Consider the following 24,713-nt stretch of genomic DNA (forward strand, 5'->3'; position numbering starts at 1 on the left):
GGGCTCTTAGGCGGTTTCCCCACCGCCCGCCGTGATCAAGATGACGCCCAGGATGACCAACAGAATGCCGGCCCAGCGCAGGGTGGGCACGACTTCGTTCAGAAGTACGACGGCCAAGACTGCGGCCATACCGAATTCGAGCGCCGTCATGGGAAGCACCACGGTGATGTCGGTCCACGAGAGCGCCGCGAGGAACAGAAAGTAGAAGACCGCGTTCAAGCCGGTGCCGATGACCACGTAAGGATTCGTCAATGCCCGCCCGAAGTACGCGACCAGCGCCGCCGGCGCATACTGGTCCAGCGCGCCGACCTCCTGCATCCCCTGCCGCACAAAGATCTGCCCCACGGCCGCCGCAGCCGCCGCGATCGTCATGACGATCAGCACTTTGAGCATGCATTCCTCCGTACGTTCATCGGCAATCGCTGAAGGCCGCCGGCTTGATCCCGCACAGGGTCAGCGTGGCTTTCACCTTGGGGCTGATCAGCGCGTGCAATTCCTGTTCATGTTCATAGTCCGGCATGCTGTGGTCGATCTCGGGGCAGCGGCGGACCGCGGGGTGGCAATAGATCTCGGTGACGCCCTGCGGCAGAGAACGGAGAAAGCGCTCGAGAAGGTGGGCCGTCACATGGCCGGAATCATGCAGCCCGAACACGAAATCGTTCGAGGCAACACCTGCGAGCCGGAGGCGCAGGCGCATCAACCGGATCCAGGGCCACAGACCTGCCCAAGACAGCACCCGGGACGGGGCGCGGTTTCCGGCCGCTCGGAGCGACGGCAACAACGGCTCATAGGGCACACGGACCGCGCGTAGGCCAAATTCCCGCCCGACTTCCAGAATCAATCCCAGCACCGTCGGATGCACATGCATATGATTGTGGGCGTTGACGTGATCCAGTTCGAACCCCGTCCGGCGGAACGCCTCGAACTGGGCCCGGATTTCCCTCTTCAACTGCCGTCGCACGCCGGGTCGGAAGAAGAACTTGACCCCGGCACGGACCAAGCGAGTCGAAAACTCTCCCGCGCCGTCGACAAGGTCCGGCACCTCCGCCACGTTCGACACCGGCCGTCCTTCGACCAGCACGAGGTGCAACCCGACCCTCAGAGAAGGCAGCCGCCTGGCGCGCGCGATCGCATCCTGAACCGCCGCCGCCCCGACCATCAGACTGGCTGTCGTAAGAATCCCGTCCCGATGCGCCTGTTCGATCGCCTCATTGATCGGCAGGGCCAATCCGAAATCATCTCCGGTGACGATAAGCGCCTTCACGCGCGATCTCCCGGGAGCACCAGCCGGCCGTCCCTCGTCAGCACGAATTCCGCATCACGCCAAATCGTCGTCCGCTTCGTGAACGCCAGCACCCACGACCCGAGAGCGGCGATATCGCGGAAGGGAACCAACCACAGCCATCGCATTCCCTCACGATCCTCCAACCCCCAACGCATGATGCAGCCGGCCAGTGCCAGCCGGAGCAGCACCGCGGCCAGGAGCACGGCAATTCCCACTGGAGCCCCAAACGTCAGGAGTGCGAACAGGCACGCGAAGGGCACGGGACGAATCACGACGGTGGAAAAGAGCGCGCCGGGTCTGGCGGCCCGGTTGTTTTGATCCCAGTAGACGAGGTGATTCCACCATTGCGCCGGAGTCTTGAGGTCCACCACCGTGTCGACTAGGTAGGGAAGAATGACCATCCGCTTCCCTCTCGTCCAAATCCGCCGCCCCATCTCATAGTCTTCGACCAGGTAATCCGCCAGGCTCGGAAGGCCGCCGATCTCCGCCAGCGTCGATCGGCGTAGCGCGGTCGAGGCCCCGAGACAGAACTTGGCAGCGCCGGTGACCAGGGCGAAGGCCATGTTGGGCGTCAGGTCGGTGTTGATCGTCAGCAGTTCCATCGCCTCAAACCACGTGTCGGCTTCGCTGGCTTTGTAAAGCGTGCAGACATAACCGACAGCGGGATCGGCCAGAGGCGCGACGACGGTCTTCAGATAATCGGGGCGAAGCCGGATATCGCTGTCGCTGATGACCAACAGGTCATGGCGCGCATGCTTCAGTCCCCCGATCAAATTGTTGATCTTCCCGTTGGGGCCTGCGTTGAAGGCCTCGATCGCCACCGTGACGAGGTCCGCGCCGAATTCCTCCTGCAGGGCATGCAGCAGCGGGATCGCCGGATCGTCCGTCCGTTGGACCGAGAAGACGACTTGAAAATCGGGGTAATCCTGCCGGCAGGTACTCCGAAGATTTTCCGCGAGGTTTTTCTCAAGACCGCAGACCGGTTTGAGAACGGTGACCGGTGGCCATTCCGTGAAGGCGCGCGTCACCCGGTAGGAGCGGTTCCGACGGAATTGCAGCAAGGCGAGCAGACACAACAAGCCATAGATCGCCCCGAAGACAACCGGGATCAAGCAGATGATTTGGAGAATGGATAGAACCATGCCGATCGTCACATCATTGCCACATAGCGACAGCCTTCACACCACTGAGCGAGCAGGAACCGGGCCAGGCGCGTGACAAGCGGCGACAGGAACAAATGCCAGTAAATCGGAGGATCCAGAGATATGGAGGTCGGACGGCGTGGGGGAGTTGTAAAGTTTTTTGAATCGGCGTCAAAAACTTTGGACGCCGATCTTCAGGCTGACCCGAGGCTGGTTACTGTGTGTCCGGCCGGTGTTTCAACTTGTACTGCAACAAGCTCCGGCTGATCTTTAGCAACTCTGCGGCTCGTGCCTGGATGCCGTTCGACTGAGTCAAGGCACGACTGATCATGTGGTCCTCGACGGTTTTCAGCGTTCGGTCGAGCGCCGCGTCGAGAGGAAGCAATCGGTCCAACGCACCGGCCCAGTCCTGACTGGGAGTGAGTTCGAGCGGCAAGTCTTCCGCTTGAATTTCATCCCCCTTCGCCATCAACGCCGCATGGGCAACGACGTTGTGCAGTTCCCGGACATTCCCGGGCCAACGGTGCCGCAGCAGCAGCCCCTGCGCGCGAGGCGAGAACCGCTGTCCCCGGACCGTCCCCTCTCTGGTCAAGGTCTGCAGGTGAGTCTCGGCAAGCAGGAGAATGTCGTCCTGGCGCTCCCGCAAAGAAGGCACGTCGATCCGGACGACACTCAACCGGAAATAGAGATCTTCTCGAAACCGGCCGTTCTGCACCTCCGCCTTCAGATCTCGGTTGGTGGCCGAGAGAATTCTGACATCGACCCGGATGGCTTTCTCCGTCCCAACCCGCCGGATCTCCTGACTATCCAACGCGCGGAGTAACTTTGCCTGAAGCGGCAGCGGGAGTTCGCCGATCTCGTCCAACAGGAGCGTTCCCCCGTTGGCCTGTTCAAATAGCCCCAAATGCCTGGCGTAGGCGCCGGTGAAGGCGCCCTTCTCATGACCGAACAGCTCACTCTCCGCCAACGAATCGGCCAAGGCGCCGCAATTGATGGCCAAGAACGGTCGCCCGCTCCGCGGCCCGCCGAAATGGACCGCGCGGGCCACCAATTCCTTCCCCACCCCGCTCTCGCCGGCTATGAGAACCGCGCTTTTCGACTGGGCCACGCGATGGATTTTTTCCACCACGGCCTGCATGGCCGGACTGCGCCCTACCAGATTGTCGAGACGATGGCGATGTTCCAGTGACCGAGAAAGGCGTACGTTTTCCCTGGCGAGCACGCTGCGCTCCGCGGCCCGTCTGATCGAACGAAGGAGTTCGTTGTTTTCGAACGGTTTCACGATGAAGTCATACGCGCCCCGGCGCATGGCCTCCACCGCCCGCTCGATCGTGCCATAGGCCGTCATCAGCACGGTGGAAGTCGTCGGGCACAGTTCCCGTGCCTTGTCCAACACCGTCATTCCATCCATTTCAGCCATGCGGAGATCCGTGAGCAAGACATCTATGGTAGACTCCCGCAGCACCGTCAACGCATCGGTTCCCTTCTCGCACGTCACGACTTCATAGCCCTCGCCGCGGAGCAACTCGTCCAGCATCCAGAGATAGTTCTTCTCGTCATCGACAACCAGGATGGTTCCGGTCACAAGGCCTCCGCTGAAGCCAAACGGACAGGGTGACCCGTTAGAGTCATCGCACGGTTCGATTCGGTAACCGGCAGCACGATGGTCACCGACGTGCCCTGATCCGGCATGCTGGCCACCTGCACCGCCCCCCCATGCCCGAGGACGACACGACGCGCCAACGCAAATCCAAGCCCGATACCCCCGCCGCGCTTTGTAAAAAACGGTTCTCCGAGCCGCTGCAGGTCTTCCGGCGCCAGGCCGACGCCCTGGTCTGTCACCGTCAACGACACCCTGGTCCCGTCCTCCGACAGGACCTGCGTGATTGTGACGACCCCTCCGGACGGCATGGCCTGAAATGCATTGCGGACGAGATTCGCCAGCGCCTGATGAAGAAGATCATAGTCGCCGCACACCATGACGGCAGTACCGCCGGCCAGCATTCTGAGCGTGGCGCCGGAAGGCACGGACCAGGCCCTGGTCGCCAGGACAATGCCGTCGAGCAACTCGGAGAGGCTGACCGGCTCCTGCCGTAAACCCAACGGAGCAGCGAGGCGAAGGACGCCCTCCACCGCCTTGTTGAGCCGTGTCGTCTCCTCCAGCACGACGGCGATATGACGCTGCGTCGACTGGTCCTTGACCCGTGCGGCCAGCATATCGACCGCCCCCCTGATGATGCCCAACGGATTTCTGACCTCGTGAGCGATTTGCCCTGCCATTTCCCCGAGCGCGGCCATCTGACTCACATGCTGAAGCCGTTCCTCCATCTTGGAAACTTGATCCAGCCGTTCCGTCAGCTCCAACTGCGCGTGCTTCAACTCGTCGTTCCGTTGCGTCAACGTCTCAGCCAGCTTCCGATAGCTCTCGCCCTGCGCCCGCTCTCCCTTCGCAAAGATAAACACCAGCAATCCCGTCATGGTGAAATACACGATCGCCGCCACGGCGTCCTGAAATTCCTTCACGCGAGTGATCGACGCCGACAACTGTTCGCCGGTGACGATAAACCCGATCATGGCCACGATCGACCCACACACCACCCACACCACATCTCGTCCCGCCAACTTCGTCGCGGCGGATACGATGGGCAGCAGATAGACCAGCTCGTAGATGCTGCCGCTGCCGTCCGTCGCCGCCACCAAGATTCCCGCCAACACCATTTGAACCAGAATACTGATGCGCAGGAGGAACGTGCGTCTGGCGAGGTCCAAACTGGATTCGGCGAAGACCGGCGCGAAGAGTTCGATCGCCTGCAAGACCATGATGGCTGAGAAGGACAGATAGGCCGCGATCGACGTGGGATGGCTGGCGCTCCCTAACGAAAAGAGGAGCGCGGCAAGTAAGGCAAGCGTCGATGCCTTCAGGACTTCGAACGGGGTCAAGCGAGGAAACGTCATAGAAGAGCTCTGGGTGAACCGGAGCATCCACGGACACACGCTAGAGGCCCTGGAGAACAGGCTGTCACAGCGGAGCCTTGCGAGGCTCCGGACACCTACGGCTTCGGCAAGGAGGCGAGGAGCGCCGAGGCCTCTTGGCGATGGCGACGGTCACTATCTGTTTGAGGCATGGAGGGAGCCGATTGGAGCATCGTCAGCAACTCCTTCCTTGCTTCAGCAAAATCTTGACGCTTGACGTACACCCGCGCCAGATCCAACCGCGCGTGGGCGTAAGACGGATCGGCTGCCGTGGCCTGTTTGAGATAGGTGACCGCAGCTTGGGCATCCCCGCCCATGAACCAGGGCAGCTCCTCCAGCATCATACCCATCATGTGCAAGGAGGGGGCGTGATTCGGCTGGATCTCCAAAGCACGACGGACATGCGCTTTCAAATCCGCCACCGTAAGGGCCGAGGCCATCATGCCCTTCAGCTGAGCGGCGCTCCCCGTATTGGCGGCATAGAGATAGTGAGCCTGCGCGTTCCGTTCCTCCCGCTCCAACGCTTGCTTGGCATACTTGGCGCCTTCGTCGTATGCGGCCTTGCGGGTCGCCGGATCGGTGCGTTCGTCGCCGAGGTCGAGATGCAAATCCGCGAGCCTGACCAACGCATTTACGTTGGGCTGCCGCCCCGCCTGCTCGGCCAGCACCGCCCGGATGCTCCCTTCGAGAATCTGCTGCGTTTCGGCCGGCGTCACGGCGGGCCAGGCCAACACCCCGAGCAAAAGCGCCGAGGCCCGCATCGTTATCGCGGCCCTTCGCGCAGCGCTCGCAAGAGCGCGTGCTGCCCGAGTGTTCAGCGTTCTCCAGCTTCCAAATGGCATCGGCATGGCCTCTTACATCCACAAATGAACGTCTCGCCTGTCGTGACCGAGCAGGGACCGCCGCGACGCGAAGGGGTTATCATAATCTCCTCCCTGGCGAACTGCCAGGGAAGGGCGAAGCCACCGCAACTCCCGCCGCAGAGGATTCCAGACCGGCGGCGATGTCACGCAAAGCCAATAGGCATGGACCGTTGCGCGATTCGCATGGTTCATTCTCTGTGGCATGCTCCACAGATTTCACGGTTCCACGCTCTCCATTTCGATCATTTTCAGACTAGTCCTACAAAGTACCGAGTCACTTCCGATATGTGAAGGCAACGGACCAGGAATTGCCGACCGGTCGGCACGAGGCACTCGCCGGATGGCCACCCTTGCCTAGTATCGCCGCAGCAATCGGTCAAACACCCTCGTGCGACGGGATTTTGCTGAGCGGATCGCGGTGGCACAGGCATTGCCAATGTCACGGGCACCGGGTCGCACCCGCCACCGATCATCAATGGATGGGTTTGTCGATCCTAAGGAGGCGTTATGTCTATATCAGGTATCGGGTCGTCGTCTATGGTGCAATGGCTCCAGAGTTACCTCTCCAACCCCAAAACCCCGGGCGAGACCCAGGCCGCATGCGGCTGTCAACACTCATCCGATAGCGCATCGATTTCTCAAGATGCGATCCAACAGAATGCGAACCAGGCCTTGCAGTCTCTTGATCCAAGTCAGGCCTCCGGCGCAAGCGCAACCCAAGGCCATCACCATCACCGTCATCACCATGGGAGCGGTCAGCAGGAGGGGAACTTCGTGAGCCAACTTGCTCAGGCGATCGCGACTGACCTCCAGCAGGCAAGCGGGAACACCACCTCAGCCGACGCCTCGGTCGCAACCGGGGATACCCCGGCCCAGCCCGTCAATTCGACAGGCGATTCCTTTGTGACTCGGCTGGCCGACTTGATTGCCCACGACTTACTTGCGCAGTATCAGCAACAGTCCCAAGCCTCGACATCCGCTTCCTCAACCAGCACCGGCAATCAGGTTCCCCCAGCGGCCTGAACTCACGCAACGCCTGCGGGCCGGCCCACGTGACGGTGGCCCGCAGGCACCAGCCTCCCCGGCCTAATACGGGGACGGCCCTCCATATCCACCCCGTCCGCGTCCGCCACGACGCCGTGGGGCCCCCTCGGAAGGGCCATCCGACGGACGCGACAGGACTACCACGGGTGCCTTCGCGACGACACGGATCTCCACCAACGCCTCGGAAAACGCGAGTCGCTGTACCTGCAGCACCGTGCTCGCGACCTCCGGATGGTCGCTGTAGATGTCTCGTCGGACCTTGGGCCCCACGGTCAACAGCACCGGCATATCCGTAACGTAGAGCGTCTCCTCAAGCACGTCCGCCATGGTCAAGCTAAACTGCTGCAGGACCTTGGCAACATTGGCATAGGCCTGACGCAACTGTGCCTCCATGTTCCCCTTGCCTGCTAGTCCTCCCTTATCATCCAGGCTGACTTGCCCGGCCACGAAGACCAACCCTCCGGACTTGACACCTTGCACCAGTCCGAATTCCTGCTCCCACGGCGTGCCCAACGGCTTAATTTCCTTCGTCGAGGGTGCAACAGGGCCGGGATATTCTCGCCCAGGATGGGACCGTGGGGAGTCCGCACATCCTGCGCTCAGTACCCCGCCAAGCAGCAATAGACCCTGCACCAACGTTGTCCCCTTCTGCTTCACCTTTCACCTCCTCCTTGAGCTGATCCCATGCATCAGTCATCCGTCGCGCCTCTTCGCGTCTGTCCATCGGTCAACGGTCCGCGCCCTAAGGCCCTTCCTCAATCGAACAGTCGTCCGTTCCGTCGCAGAGGTTACACATGGTCCGGCACAGGTGATTCCGATGACTCTGGACGCCATCCGACAGGGGCCTTTCGGCAGCACACCTGCTCCATCGTTGTCGGAGTGGTCCTACAATTTATCGGGCGCTCATCCCACCTACGATTGCGGCGGGCCAGGAATTGTCGTCCGTACCCAGGCGACTATATGACGTGGGGTGAGTTTCCATCACCGTTGGTGCAACGCACCGGTGCACGCGCGAGATATCTGGAGGTACATAACCCATGAGTGGTCGTACCGGATTGCCTATGCTGCTGTGGCTGGGATGCGGAATTGTGCTCGGAGTCATGTCCGATCATTACTACGAAGGTTCGCACCGTGACTATTGGAGGGAACAAGAAATGCCGGCCCATTTTCAGGAGGCGGCTGCACAACTCACTCAGGCTCTCGCGCTTTCGAATGCCCAACAGGCCCAAGTCGAACCGATCGTCGTCCAAGCATACCTTCAACTCCTGGAACTCCGATTCGCGCACCAACCGGAAGTCGAAAGGATCATCACTCAAACGATCTCCCGTATCAGTGAGCACTTGTCGCCCGATCAGCAGGACGAACTGGGAGAAGTCTATGCCCGCCTCCAAGATCGCTGGCAACGTTCGCGGAACTACCTGCTCGAGGCCGCTGTCCAGTCTCCGCGCAACCCTCCGGTTAAGGTGACTGCAGCCGGAACACCGTGAGCCGACTTTGACCGACACAAGACGAAGCCGGCAATGGGGCGGTGCATTGGTGCCATCCCGCCGAACCGCTCCGCACGAAGACCGTCTGAGGCCTCGCCTCACTCTCATGGACACTTCGTTCAGTCAGTGCGCGCGAGGAGGTACCCCACCAGTGCGACGCTAGAGCAAGACAGCATAGAGCGGCCAGAGACCAGCAAGAGTCCAGAGCCCCCAATCAGCTATTTCTCACCTGAACAGGGAGGCTCAGCATGAAACGTTGGCTCTACCTCGTGACACTTGTCATGGTCGGTCTATTGCAAACAAGCCCGCTGAGAGCAGAAGTCACGCCGGAAGAACTCAGGAAACTCGTGGATGAAGCGGTCGAGAAGCGACTCCGTGAGCTCAAACGACGGGAAGGTACCGGTGAGCGCAAGGACAACGCTCCGGAATCGGCCAACGAACCCGGGGTCGGTTCGCTGCCGGAAGTGGGACGAGAACGAAGAGCCGACACGCAACCCGCCTTGTCGTTCGGCTCCACCGGATCCGGCCGTCTCGTATACGCCAAACCCTTCGTGACCGCTCCCAAAGCCATCGTCGGCGGCTACATGGACATTCAATATCGAACCCAACGGCACGCGAGCATCGACAACGGTTTCGGTGGAGTCGCCAGCGGCTTCGATCAACAACGATTCGTACCGTTTATCTATGCCGACATCACGGAACACGTGAAAATGGCCTCCGAGCTCGAAATCGAGCATGGGATTCGGGAGACATCTTCCAATGAGTTGGAGTTCGGCCTCGAGTTTGCCCATATCGACTATTTGGTGAACGAACAGTTCAATCTGCGCGCAGGCATCCTGCTGCTGCCCCTCGGCAAGTTCAATCTCCTTCACGACTCGCCGCTGAACGATCTGACCGATCGTCCCCTCGTCAGTCAGTTCATCATCCCCTCCACCGTTTCGGAAACAGGCATCGGCTTTTACGGAACCTTGTATCCGGGACGAACCAGCAAGCTGGACTATGAGTTTTATGTCACGACCGGCCCTTGCGGGTACGACAAGGCCGGCACGCCGCTGGTGAATGAAGCGGAAGGTACCCGGGGAGCGCGCCAGAGAAAATGCAGCAGTACCGATGGACTGGCGATCAACAACGGCAAAACGGTCGTCGGGCGCGTGGCCTATAGCCCGGTGCTGGGAATCGAGGTCGGCGGCTCCGGGTACTACGGCAACTCGGCGCCGGCCGGGAACTACAATCCATTGAGCATCATGGCGGTCGACTGGACTCTGCAGCGCGGACCGTTCGAACTCCTTGGCGAAGCGGCCTGGGCCTATGCACGAGGGAATTCGCGCGCAATTCAAACGAACAATCTGGGAGTCCTCCCCGGCTCACTGCTGAGCAGCATCGATCCAAGCAACAATAGTCTGGGGGTGCCGCCGCAACGCATGAATGGGTTTTATGTTCAGGGGAACTACCATTTCATGCCGGCGTTCTTGACCGCACTGTCGCCGAAACGATTCGGAGAGGGCGCGACCTTTACCGCCGTCATTCGCTACGACCGCGTGAACACCAACTTGGACAATCACGCCGGATTCGGCCAGATGGAGCAAATTTCCTTCGGGCTGAACTATCGGCCGGTTGAAGATGCGGTGTTCAAGCTGAGCTATCAGTATCAGCCGAAGGCCTTCAACCCGAACACGGTCCAACGCATCCATGACGGAGCGTTGGTGCTGTCAGCGGCAACGTATTTCTAGCTTGAGCCGGAAAGTGGCCGACCAGCTGTGCTACAGGCGCGGGCGGAAGTTGCAGGAAGAGTGCGGATCTCTATGTCGTAGGCCACCACGGAGAACAAGCGAGGACATCGACTCATAAAGGAAGTGACAGGGGTCCCCAGGCAAGCCACATCGACGGGATACTTACCAGTGAACATCCCCAAGTGGGATCACCGGCCCCCGTAGGTTCGCGCGGCGTTATCAATGGCCTGTTGAATAGAAGCCAGGAGTAAGGGATTGGCTCCGTACTGCCGCCGGGCCTCGTCGAAAAGACGGGTCTTCATCAGTTGCACGTCGGCGGGGGACTTGCCGCGAAAGGCCTGCTCCAGGGAGGCAGCGGACCTGGTTCTGATCGTGCCCATCTCGCTAGGACTCGGCATGGTGGATGTGCGCTGGAGATCCGCCTTGATTCGCGTCAACTGCCCCACTGCCCGCTCCTTCACTGCCACGAGACTCCCGACCGCTCGTATCTGAATTGCGGCGCGTGCCGGAGGCGAATCGGGCAATCCCGCCAGCGACGCCGCCACCGCCTGCCGAGCCGGCAAGGTCTGAAGCCGCACAGCCTGCTCCATCTTCCCCAGAATCGCGGTGGCCCTTGCGGCATGGTACTGAATCAGTTCAACAGCGGCGCGGACCGGCTGAAGTTGTTGACCAATCTGAGTTACGGCGCTATTGAGCGCCGGTTCCAGTTCACGTTGATAACGCTCGATCAAGGTGGCAGCCTCGGCTGCCACTGCCACGGCCAATTTCGGCACGTCCAAAACATTCTGTATTTGCAGAATCCGGCTGATGCTGGCCAACAACGCGTCGGTCCCCAAAAGCACGACGTCATTGAATTTCCTCTGCAGTTTCGCAGCGGCAACTCCACGCTGCGCCATCGCCACTTGCTTCGCATTGGCTAATTGGCGCCCATTGATCTCCGCCGCCTGATTTAGTTCCGTCTCGATCATCCGCCGCATGGATTCGAGGGACCCATCGGCGAGCAACCGTTTATTTTCCAACATTGGATCGGTCACGCCGGCCGATGAAGACGGATTGGTCGCGCCAAGGCGCGGAGGCGCGCTCTGCACCCCGATAGCTCCCAAACGGTTGCCCGCACCGCCCCCCGGTAGCATGGTTTGTGGACCGGGCACCGCCTGTGTCGCCGGCTGGTTCAGGCTCGCCTGCAGCCGAGCCTTGTCCTCCCCCGTCAACCGGCTGGCTTCAGCCAGCGCGTTGCGCAACGACCGGAGCCCCTCATCCGCGAGCTGTTGCGCCTGTGAAATTTGTCCCGTGGTTTCGGTCTCAACCTGCCGCAACGCCTCATCCAACTCTTGCTGCCGGGACACCCGATCTTTCTCCAGTTTCCGCTGGATGAGTTGAAGCGCGTTGATCGCCGCATCCACGACGCAGGTCGCACCGGCCGAAACCACTGCTGCCGTGCAACTAATGACGCTCTCGCAACAGGCCCATGCGGATGTGGGAATACTCACAGCCAGCAGGAAGCAGCAAGGCAAGCTCAGAGAGCGAAGCAATAGCCTCGATGGACGAATCGACGCAGGAATTAGATTGGCGGAAGATGGCTCAGGTTGGAGCAGGTGACACCCCGCTTGTCAGGCCGGATGGCCGGATTGGCGGGGATTGTACCAGGTTGGCAGGCCACCCGGTAGGTGGAGAAAGTTCAGACTTTGCTGCTGGCGCCGGCATAGGCGGTTGCATGGACGCCGGACGTCGCCGCCTCTTCGAGGCGGATGGCCAGATGACTTTGCCCGGCGATGGGGTCGAGGCTGGCGACAATCTCCCGCACGCGACGCCCCACGACTCGCTCGATCCGTTCCTTCAGCATGTCCTGACAGGCCCGCATCATGGCCTCATGCACTTGCCTCAACAAATCCCGTCCGGCCTCGGATTGGGCGAGGCGCTCTTCCGCCGGCACCGCCACACTGCGCGTCAACGTGACGTCGATGACATCTTCCATCATATCCACGGCGACATGGGAGTAGTTGGAGCGCATGAACTCGGTGTGGAAATTGAGCGTTGCCAGCATGACCGCATATTCGATGTCCGCCTTGCTCTGTGTCTGCTCCATGATGTGTCTCCTACAGGGCGTGGGCCGCAGCCGTTGGGGGCGAAGCCTGCCCAGCTTCACCCCGTCCAGAAACCGATCCACCAGAAACGCATCTGCGGAGCGTACTCCCGGCTGAACCGTCGCTCCGCAGATCAGGCATTCGCTTGCCGTGCCGCTCATGGGTTCATTGCTCCCGCAACTAGACTGCCGTCACCACCGCCAGCCGAGCCCGTTCGACACGCGGCTCCACGCGATGGCGCCGGTTGGCCAAGATCACAGGGTCCACGATGTCGCCGCACATGAGACAGTGCATGGCTGAAAACTTTTGTCCCTGCGTCTCCAGTTGATCGTCATAGTTCTCTCTGAACATCGGACTATTGCAGCGAAGGCAATTCATGAGGTCCTCGCAAAAAAAAGGTGATGCGCGAACAAGATGTCCGCGAGATGAATACAACTTCGCTTTGCAAGCCCCGATCCAGCAATCAGGAACCGGCTGAAGGAGGGGCGCCGCACGAATATCCTGGATTTTCAATGCAGTGATGCGGAAGTCAAGGCACGGTTTTCGTCCGTCGTTCTCGTGTATCTCGCCATACTGCCGATGCGGTGCGAGCACGCACGTGCTCTGCCGCACATCGTGCACGGGCGCTCATCGCTTGTGGAATGGGAAAGAGAAAACGGGAAGCGATCGGAGTTCAGGAGCGGGGCTTTCTCCGTCGATCCAACATCCAGCGGGTGATGCTCAATTGCTTGGCCGCAAGGGTTTTATTGCCGCCCGACCTGGCAAGCACTTCGGCAATGATGCGGTCTTCAAGATCGGAGAGCGACTGGGTGCCGACCTCAAAGGCGATGTGGACCTGATCCGAATCCGCTGGTTGCCCCCCTTGAGGCATCGGTGTAGGCACGCCTTGAACCGGCATCGTCGCCTGGTTGTGGAGGTCTGACGGGAAATGCTCGGCTTCCAGACTTGCACCGCGGCAAAAGAGCACCGCCCGTTCGATCAGATTGCTCAGTTCCCGCACGTTGCCCGGAAAGGGATAGCGGCGCAGCAGGACCTGTGAGCTCGCACCCAACATGCGCACCGGTTTCTTCAACGCCGAAGCCGAGCGCGCGAGAAACTGCTCGGCCATCGGAATGATGTCTTCGGCACGGTCACGCAACGGAGGCACCGTCATAGTCACGACGTTCAACCGGAAGTAGAGGTCTTCGCGAAATTCTCCCTTGGCGACCGCATCCTTAAGGTCGCGATTCGTGGCCGCCATCACCCGCACCTCGATGGGGATATTCGCGCCCCCGCCTACCCGGCGGATCGTCCGTTCCTCCAACACCCGCAGCAGCTTGGCCTGCAGCGGCAGCGGGAGATCGCCGATCTCGTCGAAGAACACGGTTCCGCCTTCCGCCAACTCCATCAAGCCGCACTTTCTGCCCGTGGCGCCGGTGAAAGAACCTTTTTCATGCCCGAAGAGCTCGCTCTCGAACAAATCGCGCGGAATCGACGGACAATCCACCTCGACACAGGGCTTCGCGGCACGCGCGCTGTTGTAGTGAATGACCCGGCCCATGTACTGCTTTCCTGTGCCTGTTTCCCCCTGGAGCAGCACGGTGACCCGATCGTTTTTCGCCAACTCGCGGATCTGCGCCAGGAACGCTTGGGTGACCGGGCTCTTCGCGATGACGCGATCCAGCGCATAGCGCGCGACATCTTGGCCGCTGTGGAGTTGGACCTGCCGCTGAAGGGTGAGATAGTCGGCCGCCCGACGCAGCGTGTGCAATAGATCGTCCATATCGATGCTCTTGGCCACAAAGTCGAAGGCCCCGAGCCTCATAGCTTCCACTGCATCCTTCACGGTCCCCCTTGCGGTCAGCACGATCACCGGCAACGACGGGGAAAGGTGCTTGACCCGCGCGAGCACATCAAGGCCGGAAAGGTTCGGCATCACGAGATCAACCACCAGCATATCCGGCTCGAAGGAGCGCAAGAGGGCCAACGCCTCCTCGCCCGTCCCGGCCGTCTGTACTACATAACCGTGGTCGCGCAGCCGCAATGCAAACGCCTCGCGCACCGAGGCTTCATCTTCGAGCAGTAGTAAGTTCCACGCCATATCTAAAATGCCTGGGAAGACGTATATCGCGTACCGAGCGTAAGACGTAAAACGTCGGACGTCAAATATCAGCCGCTTCAAGGGACAGAACGTCTTGCGTATCTCGTCGTCCGTATCTCATTCTGATGTCTCACGTCTGACGGCTACGGTATTGCCGGTCCGGGCACAATGCTCAAAATGCCCGTCCGGCAAGGCCGCAGCAAGCGCAGGGTTGAGGCGTACTGAGAGCCGTACGTCGAGGCTCTAAGCGCCGCGAGAACGCTGACGGGGGCATTTTCAGCATTGCGCTAAGCCTCGTGCTTGAGCGGAAACCATACATCCACCACTGCCCCACTGCCAGGCGGACTCTGAATCACCAACTGCCCCTGGTGTCGCTCGACGATATCCCTCGTGATCGTAAGCCCCAGCCCCACACCCTTGGCCTTCCCGTTCGTGAAGAAAGGTTCGTAGATCCGTTTCAAGTCTTCTGCCGGAATGCCCTTCCCCGAATCCGAAAACCGCATGAGCACGCCCGGTACGCGTCTGGTGTCCAAAGCGAGCGTCACGGTCAGGTCGCCGCCGCCGGCCATGGCATCGATCGCATTCATGACAATGTTCAGGCAGACCTGAAGAATATGCGCCCGCGACCCCTCGACGGCAGGCAAGTCCGGGACGATGCGCTGTTTGACCATGATGCGGTTCTTGATGAGATTCGGCCGCAGCAGCGTCAGGGTGTCGGAGAGCACCGACGCCAGATCGCAGGCTGCGATATCGAACTGCCTGGGACGCAATTGCCCGAGGTGCGATTCCAAGAGCCCGTCGATGCGCGCCGCCTCCCGAGCGATCAGCCGGCAACGGTCCCGGGCTTCCTGCGGCAACGTCGCCTGCTCGGACAGATGGGTCGCCAGACTGCCCAATCCGATGAGCGGATTGCGCACCTCGTGCAAAATACCTCCCGCCAACTGCCCGACGAGCTTGACCTGTTCCGTGTGGCGCAGGGCTTCGAGCATCTGCTCGCGCTCGCTCAGGTCCGTGAGAATAGCCATGAAGTACTGCGTGGTCCCATCGGACGCTTTGACGGGGCTCACGCTCTCCCAGACGAGGAATTCCGAACCGTCTTTGCGTCGATTGACGAACCGCTCGACGAAGGGTTGGCCGCCGCGGATCGACTGCCACAGCCGTTCATAGAACTCCGGCGGGTGCTTGCCGGACTTCAAAATCACCGGACGCTGACCCAGCACTTCCTCCCGACTCCAGCCCGTCATCCGTTCCAGGGCCGGATTCCACTCGAGGATTCGCCCGGACGTGTCGGTCATCATCACGCCGTCCTGCGCGGAGAGGAAGAGGCGGTGATAGAAGTCGATCTGGGTTTCCTCGTGGCGACGGCGCTCCAGCACCGTGCCCACCGTATTCGCGACCGTACAGAGGAATTCTTGCTCCTTTTGGGAAAACCGGCGGACCTCGCGCGTATGGGCCGTCATCACCCCATAGACTCGGTCTTCGACGAGCATCGGGACGCACATGCCCGCCACCGCGCCGTGGTCGGTCAGGAGACGCGAAGGGGAAAACCTGGTCTCGCGCCGCAAATCTTCGACGATCACCGGCACTCGTTCTCGGATCGCATATCCCGCTTGTGAATGAGTCCCGCCTTCGATGGGCAACTTATCGGCCAGGTCGTCGCGAAGTCCGGTGCCGGCCAGAATGAAGAGCTGGCCGTCCTGTGCGCGAGGCACCAGGATCTTGCACAAATCGACTTCCAATGCGGCAGCGGTTTCCTTCACCGCCTCGTTCATCAACTCTTGCGCCGACACGCCGCTGACAGCCAGGGTACCGATCCGCGCGAGCACGGATTGGAAGCGCGCGACATGGGAGGCTTCGAGCGCCAGCTGTACGCGCTCGGTCGCGTCTTCCAACACGATCAACACGCCGCGTCCGCCCCGGTAGGGCACGACGTTCAGGCGAGCCTCATAGTACAAGGCGCGACCGCGCCGATCCGTGAGCCGATACTCGGCGTGGGAGCGCTCTCCCAGCGACCGTTTATTCCAGGCGATAGCCTCGTCGAGGAGCCGTTTGCGGAGACCCGGGCCCGCGCCCTCAGCGGGCGGGGCAGGCGCTTCCACCAATTCGGCGAACTGGGAGTTTTCAAAGATCAGGATGCCGTCGGAGACGAAACAAAGTCCGCCGTGGATGCAGTCGCTCAGCCAGGCAAGCACCTCGGCGGCGGCCACTTCGGATTGCACCGTCGCGGACGCCTTGGGACGGCTTCGTTGGGAGGAGGCCATGGATCCCGTCGCGGCCTGCCGTGGCCCACGGATCGTGCGCTTCACGGGGCTCGTCACGTGAGTATACCGGGGCGCATCACGCGCGTCGAGGGGCGGCGCTGCGGCCCGGGGAGGCCACGAAATGATCCCGCCGCGTCACGGCAACGTCGCTGACGAACATGGCTCCGGAATGCTTGTGAAACAGCGGCCCCAACCCGCCGAGAATGGGCTCGATCCGCTCTTCCGGCACCACCGTAAACACAATCACCTGGCTGCTCGTATCATCGAACAGCAGGTGCCCCTCGTGAAAGCCGTGGTGTCCCTTCCCGGATACGTTGTTGATGATCGTGTACCCGGTCGCCCCGACCCGATCCAGCAGGTCCGTAACCATCTTCAAGTGCTCGCCCTGCACGACAATGCGAATTTCCTTCATCGGATGCAACGTCAACATACTCCGCGTCCCCCTCCGTTAGCCCTGATCTCGACTGGTTAGTTTCCACCCGCTCCGTTATACACCTATACACCCGCCGCGTCCGCCAGCTCGCGCGCCCACGAGGAGCCTTCCTTGCTGGCACCGTTCAACCCCGATTCCTCCGTCGCCGCCGGCCCGGCCTCCGCAGACACAACTTGCCAGCCCGTCATGATGTCGTGACGATAACAGCGCCCGTCTTCCGGCTCATAGACCATCAGCAACACCCACTCATTATGCACCAAACGCTCGATGCCCGGATGTTTCGCGATGACTGCATCCACCCGTGACCTCGGCGCCTCGATCACGGCCAGCAAACGCATCGGCTCATGATACGGGGCCGGCCCGTTCAGGACGGTCTGAGCCGGAAGGCCGAGCCGCAAGTCGCTGCCCGCTCCGCTCATGACGCCGACCCGGCCGACGATGTTGTGATAGACCTTGCTGCCGCTCCCATAGACTTCGTTGTCGACGGTGGAGAAGTAATGCTCCATGTTGATCCACTGGGCCACCACGAGCGGCGCCGTCATGATCGTCTCGAGCAGTTTGCCCGATTCGTCCTGGCGGTGGTCATACGAATGCAAAAAAGATCGTCCCTGGAGATTCAAGGGCCTGGTCAGTTCACGCCGCCCGATTACCAACACATTGTTCTTTGACAGGCCCCACTCCGGACGAACCTGCGCCCAGTCCACGCTCCGTCGCGACGCTCTGGTCGCCGGCTTGCGGGCCGGTGTCTCGATCGCGTGTCCATCCAGGGCCGCACCCCGTTCACGAGCCGTCGCTTCCCCCGCCTCATCCAAATCGGCCAAGAGTCGGACCAAGTCCTTGCGGTGGGTCGGCGGCACGTCCTCGAGGTCCACGATCTGCACGCAATCCGACGTGGTGTCATGCCGCGCCGCCACGAAATGAGTATCGCTCGGAATCACGATGCCGCGCGCCTGCAGAGCCTCCCGTACCGCTCGATTGTTGGCCATCGCCGCAAAGGCCCGCGCATTCGGCAAGCCGGTGTTGCCTCCGCAGGCCCCGCAGTCCAGCGCCGATTCATAGGGATTGTTGTCCGAGGTGCTGCCGTGGGCGCAGATGACCACCAGCCGCGAGAATCCAGACGTGAATCCCATCAGGCGCAAGGCGGCTTCCACTCCGTAGGCCTGCTCGGACAGGCTGAAGCCGTTGTGCGTGATCCGCTGAAGCCGGGAGGACACGCCGCGGGTCGTAATGTCGTGCCGTTGCCGCAGTTGCTCGTAGAACGAGAGCTCCTGGTCCGGCGACAACCCCAGCGTCTCCGCAATGGCGACTCGGCTTTGCTCATCACCCTCGCCCAGCGCGTACCGGCGGATGGATTCGATCAGGGCAGGCGTGACCGCGGAACCCAACGACGGCGCCAAGCTGCGGAGCGCGGCGCGAATGGCGGCCCGATGATCGGCTGCTACGATTTCCTCCGCTTCGGCCCTCGTCAACTTGTCGATCGTCAAGGTCGTGGCCAGCTCCGGCAGCCACCATTGCTTGAACCAATCGCTGATCCGCCGGTACCACAGCGGAAACAGCGTCTTCCCCAGCAACGGCAGGCCGAACATCCAGCCCATGGCTTCGACCATCACGTAGGGCGTCACCACGTTCTGCTTCAAATCATGCAGCAGCGTATGGCCCGCCTTGGCCAGTTGCCCGAACAGGCGATGACGGCTGGCCGCCGCGCCGTGGTAGCTGCGGGGAATTTCCCGGATATGGTTCTTGGGCTTGAGCAGGACCGGCGCTTGCGCGACATGGTGCTCGCCGCCGAAACTCTGATACTTCAACGGAATGCCGAAGAAGCCCGCGACGCCGAAGGTCTCATAGCCGCCGAGGTGTTCGAGATGGCGGCGAAACACTTCCGACCGCACATCGATACAAAACACCATCTGAGCCAACGGCCGCGACGTATCGGGCGCCACGATGGCACCGTCCGCCCGCCCGCCCGCCTTCGCTGAGTCGGTCAGCTGTCGGACGATATCGCGCCGGTGCGCGGTCTCCAACGCTTCGAGCCAGCGCGGCCCATGCTGCACGGAGGGAAATCCGTCCAGCCAATCACACAGCGTCACGGCATCCATTGTGGCCGTCAACATAATATGTTCGGTCGGAACGCCCAGCGCAACGGCCAAATCGACCAAGCGGCGAGCCGTACGCGTCACCCGCTCGCCCAGCCGCCCTTGGGCGGTCTCCTCGAACCAACGGCGGCCGAACTCGTTCCACTCGCTCGAGCCGGCAGCCCCTTTGCGCTTCGTCCACTGCCGCACCTCATGTGCCGCCTGCGCCGGGAGCCGTCCTTCCAACGCGCGGCGCCTGAGCCAATGGGCATAGGGCGCCTGTTCGATGTAGCCTCGAACCGCCTCGTAGGTCCCCGCCACCTCGAGCCGCTTGCGGCATTCGACCTCGACCAACTCCCGCTCATAGAACAGGCGAACCGCTAAATACTTCACCAGATCGATGGGATACTGCACCTGCCAGGGATGGCCCTGTTCCTCCGAGCGCCATTTGATGTAGCCCGTCCAACCGGGCAACGCCGCCAAGTGCAGGGCAAAGTAGGATTCGAAAGCCGACTTAGGGATGCCCATGAGCTCGAGACTCTGCAACACCGCCTCTTCAGGGCGATCATCCAAGGCGTCGAGTTTCTTCACGACGTCTCGGACTCCGCGCAGACGCCATCCCGCATCGTATCGCGCGAGCCGCTTCCAGGACCGGTAGAACGTATGTTCACGATCCGGCATGGACCAGGAGGCCTCGCCCTCGTCCAAGAACACGGCGCACCACTTGATCATCTGTTCGTTGATGTCGGAAACGATCGTCGTGCCGAGCGTGCGATCGCACCAGGTCGAGAGGGTCTCATTCGACAAGAGATCGACCGATTCCCAGGGCGTGAGGGCATCGGTATACTCCGACGGCTGGTTTTCCAGGCAAGCGGTCAGCCAAGGCACGAGGGTCTGCACCTCTTCACGCTCGACGCCGGCGGTGCTGGAGGAAGGAATCGGATCCTCTTCTCCGAGCCCATGCATCATCGACAGCCGCAGTACTTCGAGGTGAGACAAGTCGCGCCCGGCAAACCGCACGCGCTTGTCCGTGGCAATCGGCGCGAGGACTTCGAGAAGATCCCGGGTCTGGATGCGGCCATCCTCGCAATGCCGCCGGTACAGACGATTCACCAGGTAGCCTCGCCCCCCCAGGAGCCGCTCGGCCCGCTTCACCGCCTGCCCGAACGGCAACTCCTCCAGCCCATGCAACGGATTGTGGTGGATGAAGGTTCGCATCGGCCAGTAGGGCGAAACGATCTCGCCGGCCAATTGCACATGCGAGCGCAATTCCATGCGCTCGGTTTCTCTGGAGATATGCCGCTCGGTCGTCATCCCCCCACCCCCTGAGCATCGACACCCCTTGCCTGGCCAACCCGCCCGAACAGCTTGCGCCGGACCGCGCGCATGAAATCCTCGACGTAGAGCCCATTGAGGAACGCGACATAGGCCCAGGCCCGCACCGGCTCCATCCAAGTCGGCATCAGGAACGGCAGACCTTTCGCTTCGCCATAAATCACCCCCCACGCAGCCAACACCAAGACAGCGGAACAGCCGACGAAGAGATCAAACAACGAGCGGTTCCATTGAGCTGCCTGGAGATACCCCATTGCTTCCCCCGGCCCCGGATACAGGAAGTGTGTAAAGGCTTCCCCGGCCCAGAGATAAGTCAGACCGATCAAAGCCAAGGCCGCGAGCATGGTCACGGAGACCTTCCAGGATGCGCCGGCCTGCATGCGATAGAGGCTGAACATGGCCTGAGAGGCCGTCACCCATCCAAAAAACAGAAAGATTACCGCTCCCTGCCCATCCTGCAAGGGAATTTGCACCACCCCATGAAGCGCTAAGAGAATCACCAGCGGCAGGACCAAGGTCACCGCCAATCCGGTCGTCCAAGTCATAGCGGAGAAGGGCTGCGGAGCCGCGCGCTTCATCCCGGACGGCAACTTGAACTCGACGCGGGCCTTGTGAATGTTCGCGCCGGAGTTCAAGAACAGCGTGGCCTTGAAGAGCCCGTGCGCGCAGAGGTGGAAAACCGCGAGGGCAAAGGCACCGAGGCCGCACTCCATGACCATGTACCCCATCTGACCCATGGTGGAATAGACGAGCATGCGTTTCACGCTCGGCTGCGTCAGCATCGCCGCAGCACCGATCAACGCCGTGACGGCACCGATCACGAAAAGCAGGTGCAGGGTCGTGGGCGCTTGGCCGAACAGGGGAGCAAGCCGGTTGACGAGGAACCCTCCCGCGTTCACGATGCCCGCATGCATGAGGGCCGATACCGGAGTCGGCGCTTCGAGGGTTCCGATCAACCAGACGTGCAGGGGAAACTGGGCCGATTTGGTCATCACGGATAGGATGAGCAAGAGAGTCGCGACCGCCGGAACCTCCATCTGCCACGCCCCTGCCAGCAGTTGAGCCGGCGCGGTCCGGAGCCGTTCCGACAGGCCGGTAAGATCCAAGGTCCCGTAGGCATGGTAGAGCATGACCAAGGCGAGCCCGAAGGCCACGTCGCCCAGACTCTGGACCCAGAAGGTCCGGCGGCCTGCCGAAACTGCTGCGCGATTCCCAACCTGGAACGCAACCAATGTGGCCAACAGCCAGGTCACGCCATGCCAGTAGAGAAACATCCAGAGCACGTTCCCGCTTGTGACGAGGCCGAGCAATACCGAGGTCAGACTCCCGACCAGGGCAAAAAACCGGGCGTAGCCTTGGTCCCCGACCATGTAGCGCTCTGAATAGACATGAATGATGAGGCTGACCAGGCTGATCAGCATCAGCATGACGGAGGAGAGTCGATCGACGACAATCGTATACGAGAGTGGCCCGCTGGGTTCACCGATCAGCGTCAGCGCCATCGGTCCCTTCGCAAGCACCAGCACGAACGTGGCGACAGCCGACAACGCAGCGCACCACAGGGCAACGATTCCAACGCGGGCGCTTCGCTCTCCCCACTCCCGACCAAAAAACCAGATCGAAAGGCCGCTTACCATCGGCGCAAACATCGTTAACAGCGGTAACAAGAATTCCATTCGGTCCAATCTCCCGACATCGCGATGTGCCGAGCCAATCAGCAAGAAAAAGGCCCGTCAGCCCCTGCACGGAAAACACCGCACTTCATATATTCTTCAGCCACTTACAAATACAGCCTGCTCCACCTGGCAAGAAGATGAGTCCTCAGGTAGTGCACCAGCGCACAGTCGTGCAAGGGTGCACGGTCTCTGCACGATCATTCAGGGCCGCGATCCTTTTTCTCCGGCTCTCTCAGCACTCTGCAGTTTCTCGACTTTCCTAGACAGACCCAGCCACCAGCGGTAAGATTTCCCCATCACTGATGGTTTCGGCCGGCCGCACGCTCACCGCTGCAGCCCTACCGCGACCCAGACCGCCTCGGAGAAGGAGCTGACATGGCAAAGATCATGGTCATCGACGACGAATCCTCGATTCGCAGCCTACTGCGAGAGGTGCTGGAAAAATCGGGGCATCAGGTCGTTGAAGCCCGTGACGGCCGCGAGGCGTTGGAGTTGTATCAGAAGGACAAAGCCGATCTTGTCATCATGGACCTTCTCATGCCGGAGGTCGACGGCCTCGAAGCCACCCTCCAGCTGAGCCGTGAATACCTCGATACCAAGATCATCGCCATGACCGGCGCGCAGGGCGATCGCAACTTTCTGGACATCGCCAAGCTGTTCGGCGCCCGCCGTACCTTTGAGAAGCCGTTCGACCTCAAGGAAATGCTCCACGCCATCGAGTCCGAATTGGCCCACAAATAAGCCAGCGGGCCACATACACCCTCGAAAGCAGCCCCCCCGTACGGGGCTGAGGTGCCAAGCCTCAATCCTCTCTTCATTCCTCAAGAAAGCCGTCGATCCAGCCGAGCTAGTAATTGGTGAACTGACGGCGAGGAGAAGAGCCCCATGGCCGGTTTCGGTGCAACCGCTCGCATTCTCGTGATCGACGACAGCCGGGACTTTCAAGTCCTCGTGCGGACCTATCTGAACGGCACCGGATGGACCGTTCACGGGGCCGCCGATGCGCTGCAGGCCACCGGAATGGCCCTGAGGGAAAAGCCCAAGCTGATCCTGCTTGACATCGGACTCCCCGGTGGAGACGGGTTCATGCTGCTCGATCGCCTGCACGCCAACGTCCATACCCGCGGCATTCCCGTCATCGTGACCACCGCACAGACAGCTGCAGGGCTCGAAGCCAAGGCCAAGGCCAAAGGCGCGCAAGCCTTCCTGCAAAAGCCCTTTGAAAAACAGATATTGCTGGAAACGCTGGAATCAGTTCTGCGAGAATCGGCCGACGCGACGAACAAGCCGCACTGATCGTCACCCGCCTCCGCTCTGTCACAGGTATCCACCGGACGCGGATGCCTGGCGGGATACCGACACGAAATCGTTCGACTCCACTGGTTCACCCGCAGCGCAATCGACGATGTGGACCATAGCCTGGCTGCTCTATGCCTGCCTAATCATCGCCTCGGGTGTGTACCACACCGACTTCGTCATGCATTCGCACTGGGAGTTCGTGCGGTGGCTGCCGCCCCTCGCAGAGGTAAGGACCTACGGATTCTGGCAGGATCTTGCCGTCAACGTGCTGCTCTATATTCCCTTCGGGCTGCTGTTTCTCCAATCACGACGACACGTGACGGGCCGAACGGTGCTGCTGACGGTGGGGATGGGGCTCTTGCTGTCCTGCGGCGTCGAGCTCTACCAACTCTATTCGCACAACCGCAGGCCCGCCCCGTCGGATATCGTCTGTAACGTGACCGGGACGTGGCTGGGAGTCAGGGCCTTCAGAAACCGGTGGCGTCCCAACCGCGACGCCTAGTTCCATCCGGTGGGGTCGTAGCCTCGATCCCGCAAACAACGGTCGACATAATTCTTATACGCGCCGCTTGGAGGGGGCTTCGTGAACAGCCCCCTGAGGAATCCGACGGTCGCTCCACTCGCGGCCCCGACCATCGCCCCACGACCAGGATTGCCCCTGATGGCACCTCCGACTGCACCGCCCGCGGAACCCAAGGCTCCACCGCCGACCGTGTTCGTCGCAACCTGGCCGGCCTTACCTTCGGCAGGTGATGCGCCCGCTTCTTCCGCCAGCACCATGCACTCTTTGATGTCGGCTTCCGCCGCCTCGGCCCCGACCTGCTGATAATGTTGGTTCGGATACAGAATGGGCTTGTGGGCCGAACACCCGCTGGCCACCAGCCCAACCAGACACAACCAGAGCCTCAATACCGACTCCATCTTCAACCCTAGCCCCACGCCTCTCCGG

At 61.3% G+C, this 24,713-nt stretch carries 22 protein-coding genes; 6 read left to right on the plus strand and 16 right to left on the minus strand.

Features of this window, described 5'->3' with window-relative positions; all coding sequences use genetic code 11:
* Positions 1-6 precede the first annotated feature (6 nt).
* The 6 genes from KF814_02960 to KF814_02985 form a co-directional block, all read right to left on the minus strand.
* Positions 7-393: an EamA family transporter gene (locus KF814_02960; protein MBX3235088.1), complete on the minus strand. Its 387-nt coding sequence runs from the start codon at positions 391-393 to the stop codon at positions 7-9.
* A gap of 16 nt (positions 394-409) precedes the next feature.
* Positions 410-1,264: a hopanoid biosynthesis-associated protein HpnK gene (hpnK, locus tag KF814_02965; protein ID MBX3235089.1), complete on the minus strand. Its 855-nt coding sequence runs from the start codon at positions 1,262-1,264 to the stop codon at positions 410-412.
* Positions 1,261-2,427, minus strand: a complete 1,167-nt coding sequence (hpnI, locus tag KF814_02970) for a bacteriohopanetetrol glucosamine biosynthesis glycosyltransferase HpnI (protein ID MBX3235090.1) — start codon at positions 2,425-2,427, stop codon at positions 1,261-1,263. The genes hpnK and hpnI overlap by 4 nt, the downstream gene beginning before the upstream one ends.
* 214 nt (positions 2,428-2,641) lie before the next feature.
* On the minus strand, positions 2,642-4,012 hold the full coding sequence (locus KF814_02975; GenBank protein MBX3235091.1) for a sigma-54-dependent Fis family transcriptional regulator: 1,371 nt from the start codon (positions 4,010-4,012) through the stop codon (positions 2,642-2,644).
* Positions 4,009-5,382, minus strand: coding sequence for a hypothetical protein (locus tag KF814_02980; GenBank protein MBX3235092.1), 1,374 nt, complete (start codon positions 5,380-5,382; stop codon positions 4,009-4,011). The genes KF814_02975 and KF814_02980 overlap by 4 nt, the downstream gene beginning before the upstream one ends.
* Before the next feature lie 95 nt (positions 5,383-5,477).
* Positions 5,478-6,161, minus strand: a complete 684-nt coding sequence (locus KF814_02985) for a tetratricopeptide repeat protein (GenBank protein MBX3235093.1) — start codon at positions 6,159-6,161, stop codon at positions 5,478-5,480.
* Between the two features lie 609 nt (positions 6,162-6,770).
* Here KF814_02985 and KF814_02990 point away from each other — a divergent pair.
* Positions 6,771-7,286, plus strand: a complete 516-nt coding sequence (locus KF814_02990) for a hypothetical protein (GenBank protein MBX3235094.1) — start codon at positions 6,771-6,773, stop codon at positions 7,284-7,286.
* Between the two features lie 63 nt (positions 7,287-7,349).
* On the opposite strand, the gene KF814_02995 is transcribed toward KF814_02990, so the two are convergent.
* On the minus strand, positions 7,350-7,964 hold the full coding sequence (locus tag KF814_02995) for a RidA family protein (GenBank protein MBX3235095.1): 615 nt from the start codon (positions 7,962-7,964) through the stop codon (positions 7,350-7,352).
* Positions 7,965-8,344: 380 nt separating this feature from the next.
* On the opposite strand from KF814_02995, the gene KF814_03000 reads away from it, so the two are divergent.
* Positions 8,345-8,794 (plus strand): hypothetical protein, encoded by a 450-nt coding sequence (locus KF814_03000; protein ID MBX3235096.1) that lies wholly within the window; start codon positions 8,345-8,347, stop codon positions 8,792-8,794.
* A gap of 248 nt (positions 8,795-9,042) precedes the next feature.
* Positions 9,043-10,524, plus strand: coding sequence for a hypothetical protein (locus KF814_03005; GenBank protein ID MBX3235097.1), 1,482 nt, complete (start codon positions 9,043-9,045; stop codon positions 10,522-10,524).
* Between the two features lie 188 nt (positions 10,525-10,712).
* On the opposite strand, the gene KF814_03010 is transcribed toward KF814_03005, so the two are convergent.
* The 8 genes from KF814_03010 to KF814_03045 form a co-directional block, all read right to left on the minus strand.
* Complete coding sequence (locus KF814_03010; GenBank protein ID MBX3235098.1) at positions 10,713-11,954, minus strand: hypothetical protein; 1,242 nt, start codon at positions 11,952-11,954, stop codon at positions 10,713-10,715.
* A gap of 248 nt (positions 11,955-12,202) precedes the next feature.
* Positions 12,203-12,769, minus strand: coding sequence for a DUF2294 family protein (locus KF814_03015; GenBank protein ID MBX3235099.1), 567 nt, complete (start codon positions 12,767-12,769; stop codon positions 12,203-12,205).
* Positions 12,770-12,788: 19 nt separating this feature from the next.
* Entirely contained in the window at positions 12,789-12,986 is a 198-nt protein-coding gene (locus tag KF814_03020; protein MBX3235100.1) for a hypothetical protein, read from the minus strand.
* A 295-nt stretch (positions 12,987-13,281) separates the two neighbouring features.
* Entirely contained in the window at positions 13,282-14,688 is a 1,407-nt protein-coding gene (locus KF814_03025) for a sigma-54-dependent Fis family transcriptional regulator (protein ID MBX3235101.1), read from the minus strand.
* Between the two features lie 287 nt (positions 14,689-14,975).
* Positions 14,976-16,994, minus strand: a complete 2,019-nt coding sequence (locus tag KF814_03030; GenBank protein MBX3235102.1) for a PAS domain S-box protein — start codon at positions 16,992-16,994, stop codon at positions 14,976-14,978.
* 31 nt (positions 16,995-17,025) lie between these two features.
* Positions 17,026-17,379: a P-II family nitrogen regulator gene (locus KF814_03035; protein MBX3235103.1), complete on the minus strand. Its 354-nt coding sequence runs from the start codon at positions 17,377-17,379 to the stop codon at positions 17,026-17,028.
* A gap of 65 nt (positions 17,380-17,444) precedes the next feature.
* Complete coding sequence (locus KF814_03040) at positions 17,445-20,768, minus strand: DUF2309 domain-containing protein (GenBank protein MBX3235104.1); 3,324 nt, start codon at positions 20,766-20,768, stop codon at positions 17,445-17,447.
* Positions 20,765-22,465 (minus strand): NADH-quinone oxidoreductase subunit L, encoded by a 1,701-nt coding sequence (locus KF814_03045; GenBank protein ID MBX3235105.1) that lies wholly within the window; start codon positions 22,463-22,465, stop codon positions 20,765-20,767. The genes KF814_03040 and KF814_03045 overlap by 4 nt, the downstream gene beginning before the upstream one ends.
* A gap of 375 nt (positions 22,466-22,840) precedes the next feature.
* On the opposite strand from KF814_03045, the gene KF814_03050 reads away from it, so the two are divergent.
* From KF814_03050 to KF814_03060, 3 genes are all read left to right on the plus strand, one after another.
* Complete coding sequence (locus KF814_03050) at positions 22,841-23,206, plus strand: response regulator (protein ID MBX3235106.1); 366 nt, start codon at positions 22,841-22,843, stop codon at positions 23,204-23,206.
* 144 nt (positions 23,207-23,350) lie between these two features.
* Entirely contained in the window at positions 23,351-23,761 is a 411-nt protein-coding gene (locus KF814_03055; GenBank protein MBX3235107.1) for a response regulator, read from the plus strand.
* A 109-nt stretch (positions 23,762-23,870) separates the two neighbouring features.
* Positions 23,871-24,266, plus strand: a complete 396-nt coding sequence (locus KF814_03060) for a VanZ family protein (protein ID MBX3235108.1) — start codon at positions 23,871-23,873, stop codon at positions 24,264-24,266.
* On the opposite strand, the gene KF814_03065 is transcribed toward KF814_03060, so the two are convergent.
* Positions 24,263-24,685, minus strand: a complete 423-nt coding sequence (locus KF814_03065) for a hypothetical protein (protein MBX3235109.1) — start codon at positions 24,683-24,685, stop codon at positions 24,263-24,265. The two genes, KF814_03060 and KF814_03065, sit on opposite strands and share 4 nt — an antisense overlap.
* Between the last annotated feature and the right edge of the window lie 28 nt (positions 24,686-24,713).

This window comes from Nitrospiraceae bacterium (genome assembly GCA_019637075.1).
Lineage (GTDB): Bacteria > Nitrospirota > Nitrospiria > Nitrospirales > Nitrospiraceae > JAHBWI01.

What these genes read in the sequence shown, in the direction of transcription:
- KF814_02960 (MBX3235088.1), bottom strand. Translation starts at nt 393, where the DNA reads ATGCTCAAAGTGCTGATCGTCATGACGATCGCGGCGGCTGCGGCGGCC.
- hpnI (MBX3235090.1), bottom strand. Translation starts at nt 2,427, where the DNA reads ATGGTTCTATCCATTCTCCAAATCATCTGCTTGATCCCGGTTGTCTTC.
- KF814_02980 (MBX3235092.1), bottom strand. Translation starts at nt 5,382, where the DNA reads ATGACGTTTCCTCGCTTGACCCCGTTCGAAGTCCTGAAGGCATCGACG.
- KF814_02985 (MBX3235093.1), bottom strand. Translation starts at nt 6,161, where the DNA reads ATGCGGGCCTCGGCGCTTTTGCTCGGGGTGTTGGCCTGGCCCGCCGTG.
- KF814_02990 (MBX3235094.1), top strand. Translation starts at nt 6,771, where the DNA reads ATGTCTATATCAGGTATCGGGTCGTCGTCTATGGTGCAATGGCTCCAG.
- KF814_03000 (MBX3235096.1), top strand. Translation starts at nt 8,345, where the DNA reads ATGAGTGGTCGTACCGGATTGCCTATGCTGCTGTGGCTGGGATGCGGA.
- KF814_03005 (MBX3235097.1), top strand. Translation starts at nt 9,043, where the DNA reads ATGAAACGTTGGCTCTACCTCGTGACACTTGTCATGGTCGGTCTATTG.
- KF814_03015 (MBX3235099.1), bottom strand. Translation starts at nt 12,769, where the DNA reads ATGAGCGGCACGGCAAGCGAATGCCTGATCTGCGGAGCGACGGTTCAG.
- KF814_03020 (MBX3235100.1), bottom strand. Translation starts at nt 12,986, where the DNA reads ATGAATTGCCTTCGCTGCAATAGTCCGATGTTCAGAGAGAACTATGAC.
- KF814_03025 (MBX3235101.1), bottom strand. Translation starts at nt 14,688, where the DNA reads ATGGCGTGGAACTTACTACTGCTCGAAGATGAAGCCTCGGTGCGCGAG.
- KF814_03035 (MBX3235103.1), bottom strand. Translation starts at nt 17,379, where the DNA reads ATGTTGACGTTGCATCCGATGAAGGAAATTCGCATTGTCGTGCAGGGC.
- KF814_03040 (MBX3235104.1), bottom strand. Translation starts at nt 20,768, where the DNA reads ATGACGACCGAGCGGCATATCTCCAGAGAAACCGAGCGCATGGAATTG.
- KF814_03045 (MBX3235105.1), bottom strand. Translation starts at nt 22,465, where the DNA reads ATGGAATTCTTGTTACCGCTGTTAACGATGTTTGCGCCGATGGTAAGC.
- KF814_03050 (MBX3235106.1), top strand. Translation starts at nt 22,841, where the DNA reads ATGGCAAAGATCATGGTCATCGACGACGAATCCTCGATTCGCAGCCTA.
- KF814_03055 (MBX3235107.1), top strand. Translation starts at nt 23,351, where the DNA reads ATGGCCGGTTTCGGTGCAACCGCTCGCATTCTCGTGATCGACGACAGC.
- KF814_03060 (MBX3235108.1), top strand. Translation starts at nt 23,871, where the DNA reads ATGTGGACCATAGCCTGGCTGCTCTATGCCTGCCTAATCATCGCCTCG.
- KF814_03065 (MBX3235109.1), bottom strand. Translation starts at nt 24,685, where the DNA reads ATGGAGTCGGTATTGAGGCTCTGGTTGTGTCTGGTTGGGCTGGTGGCC.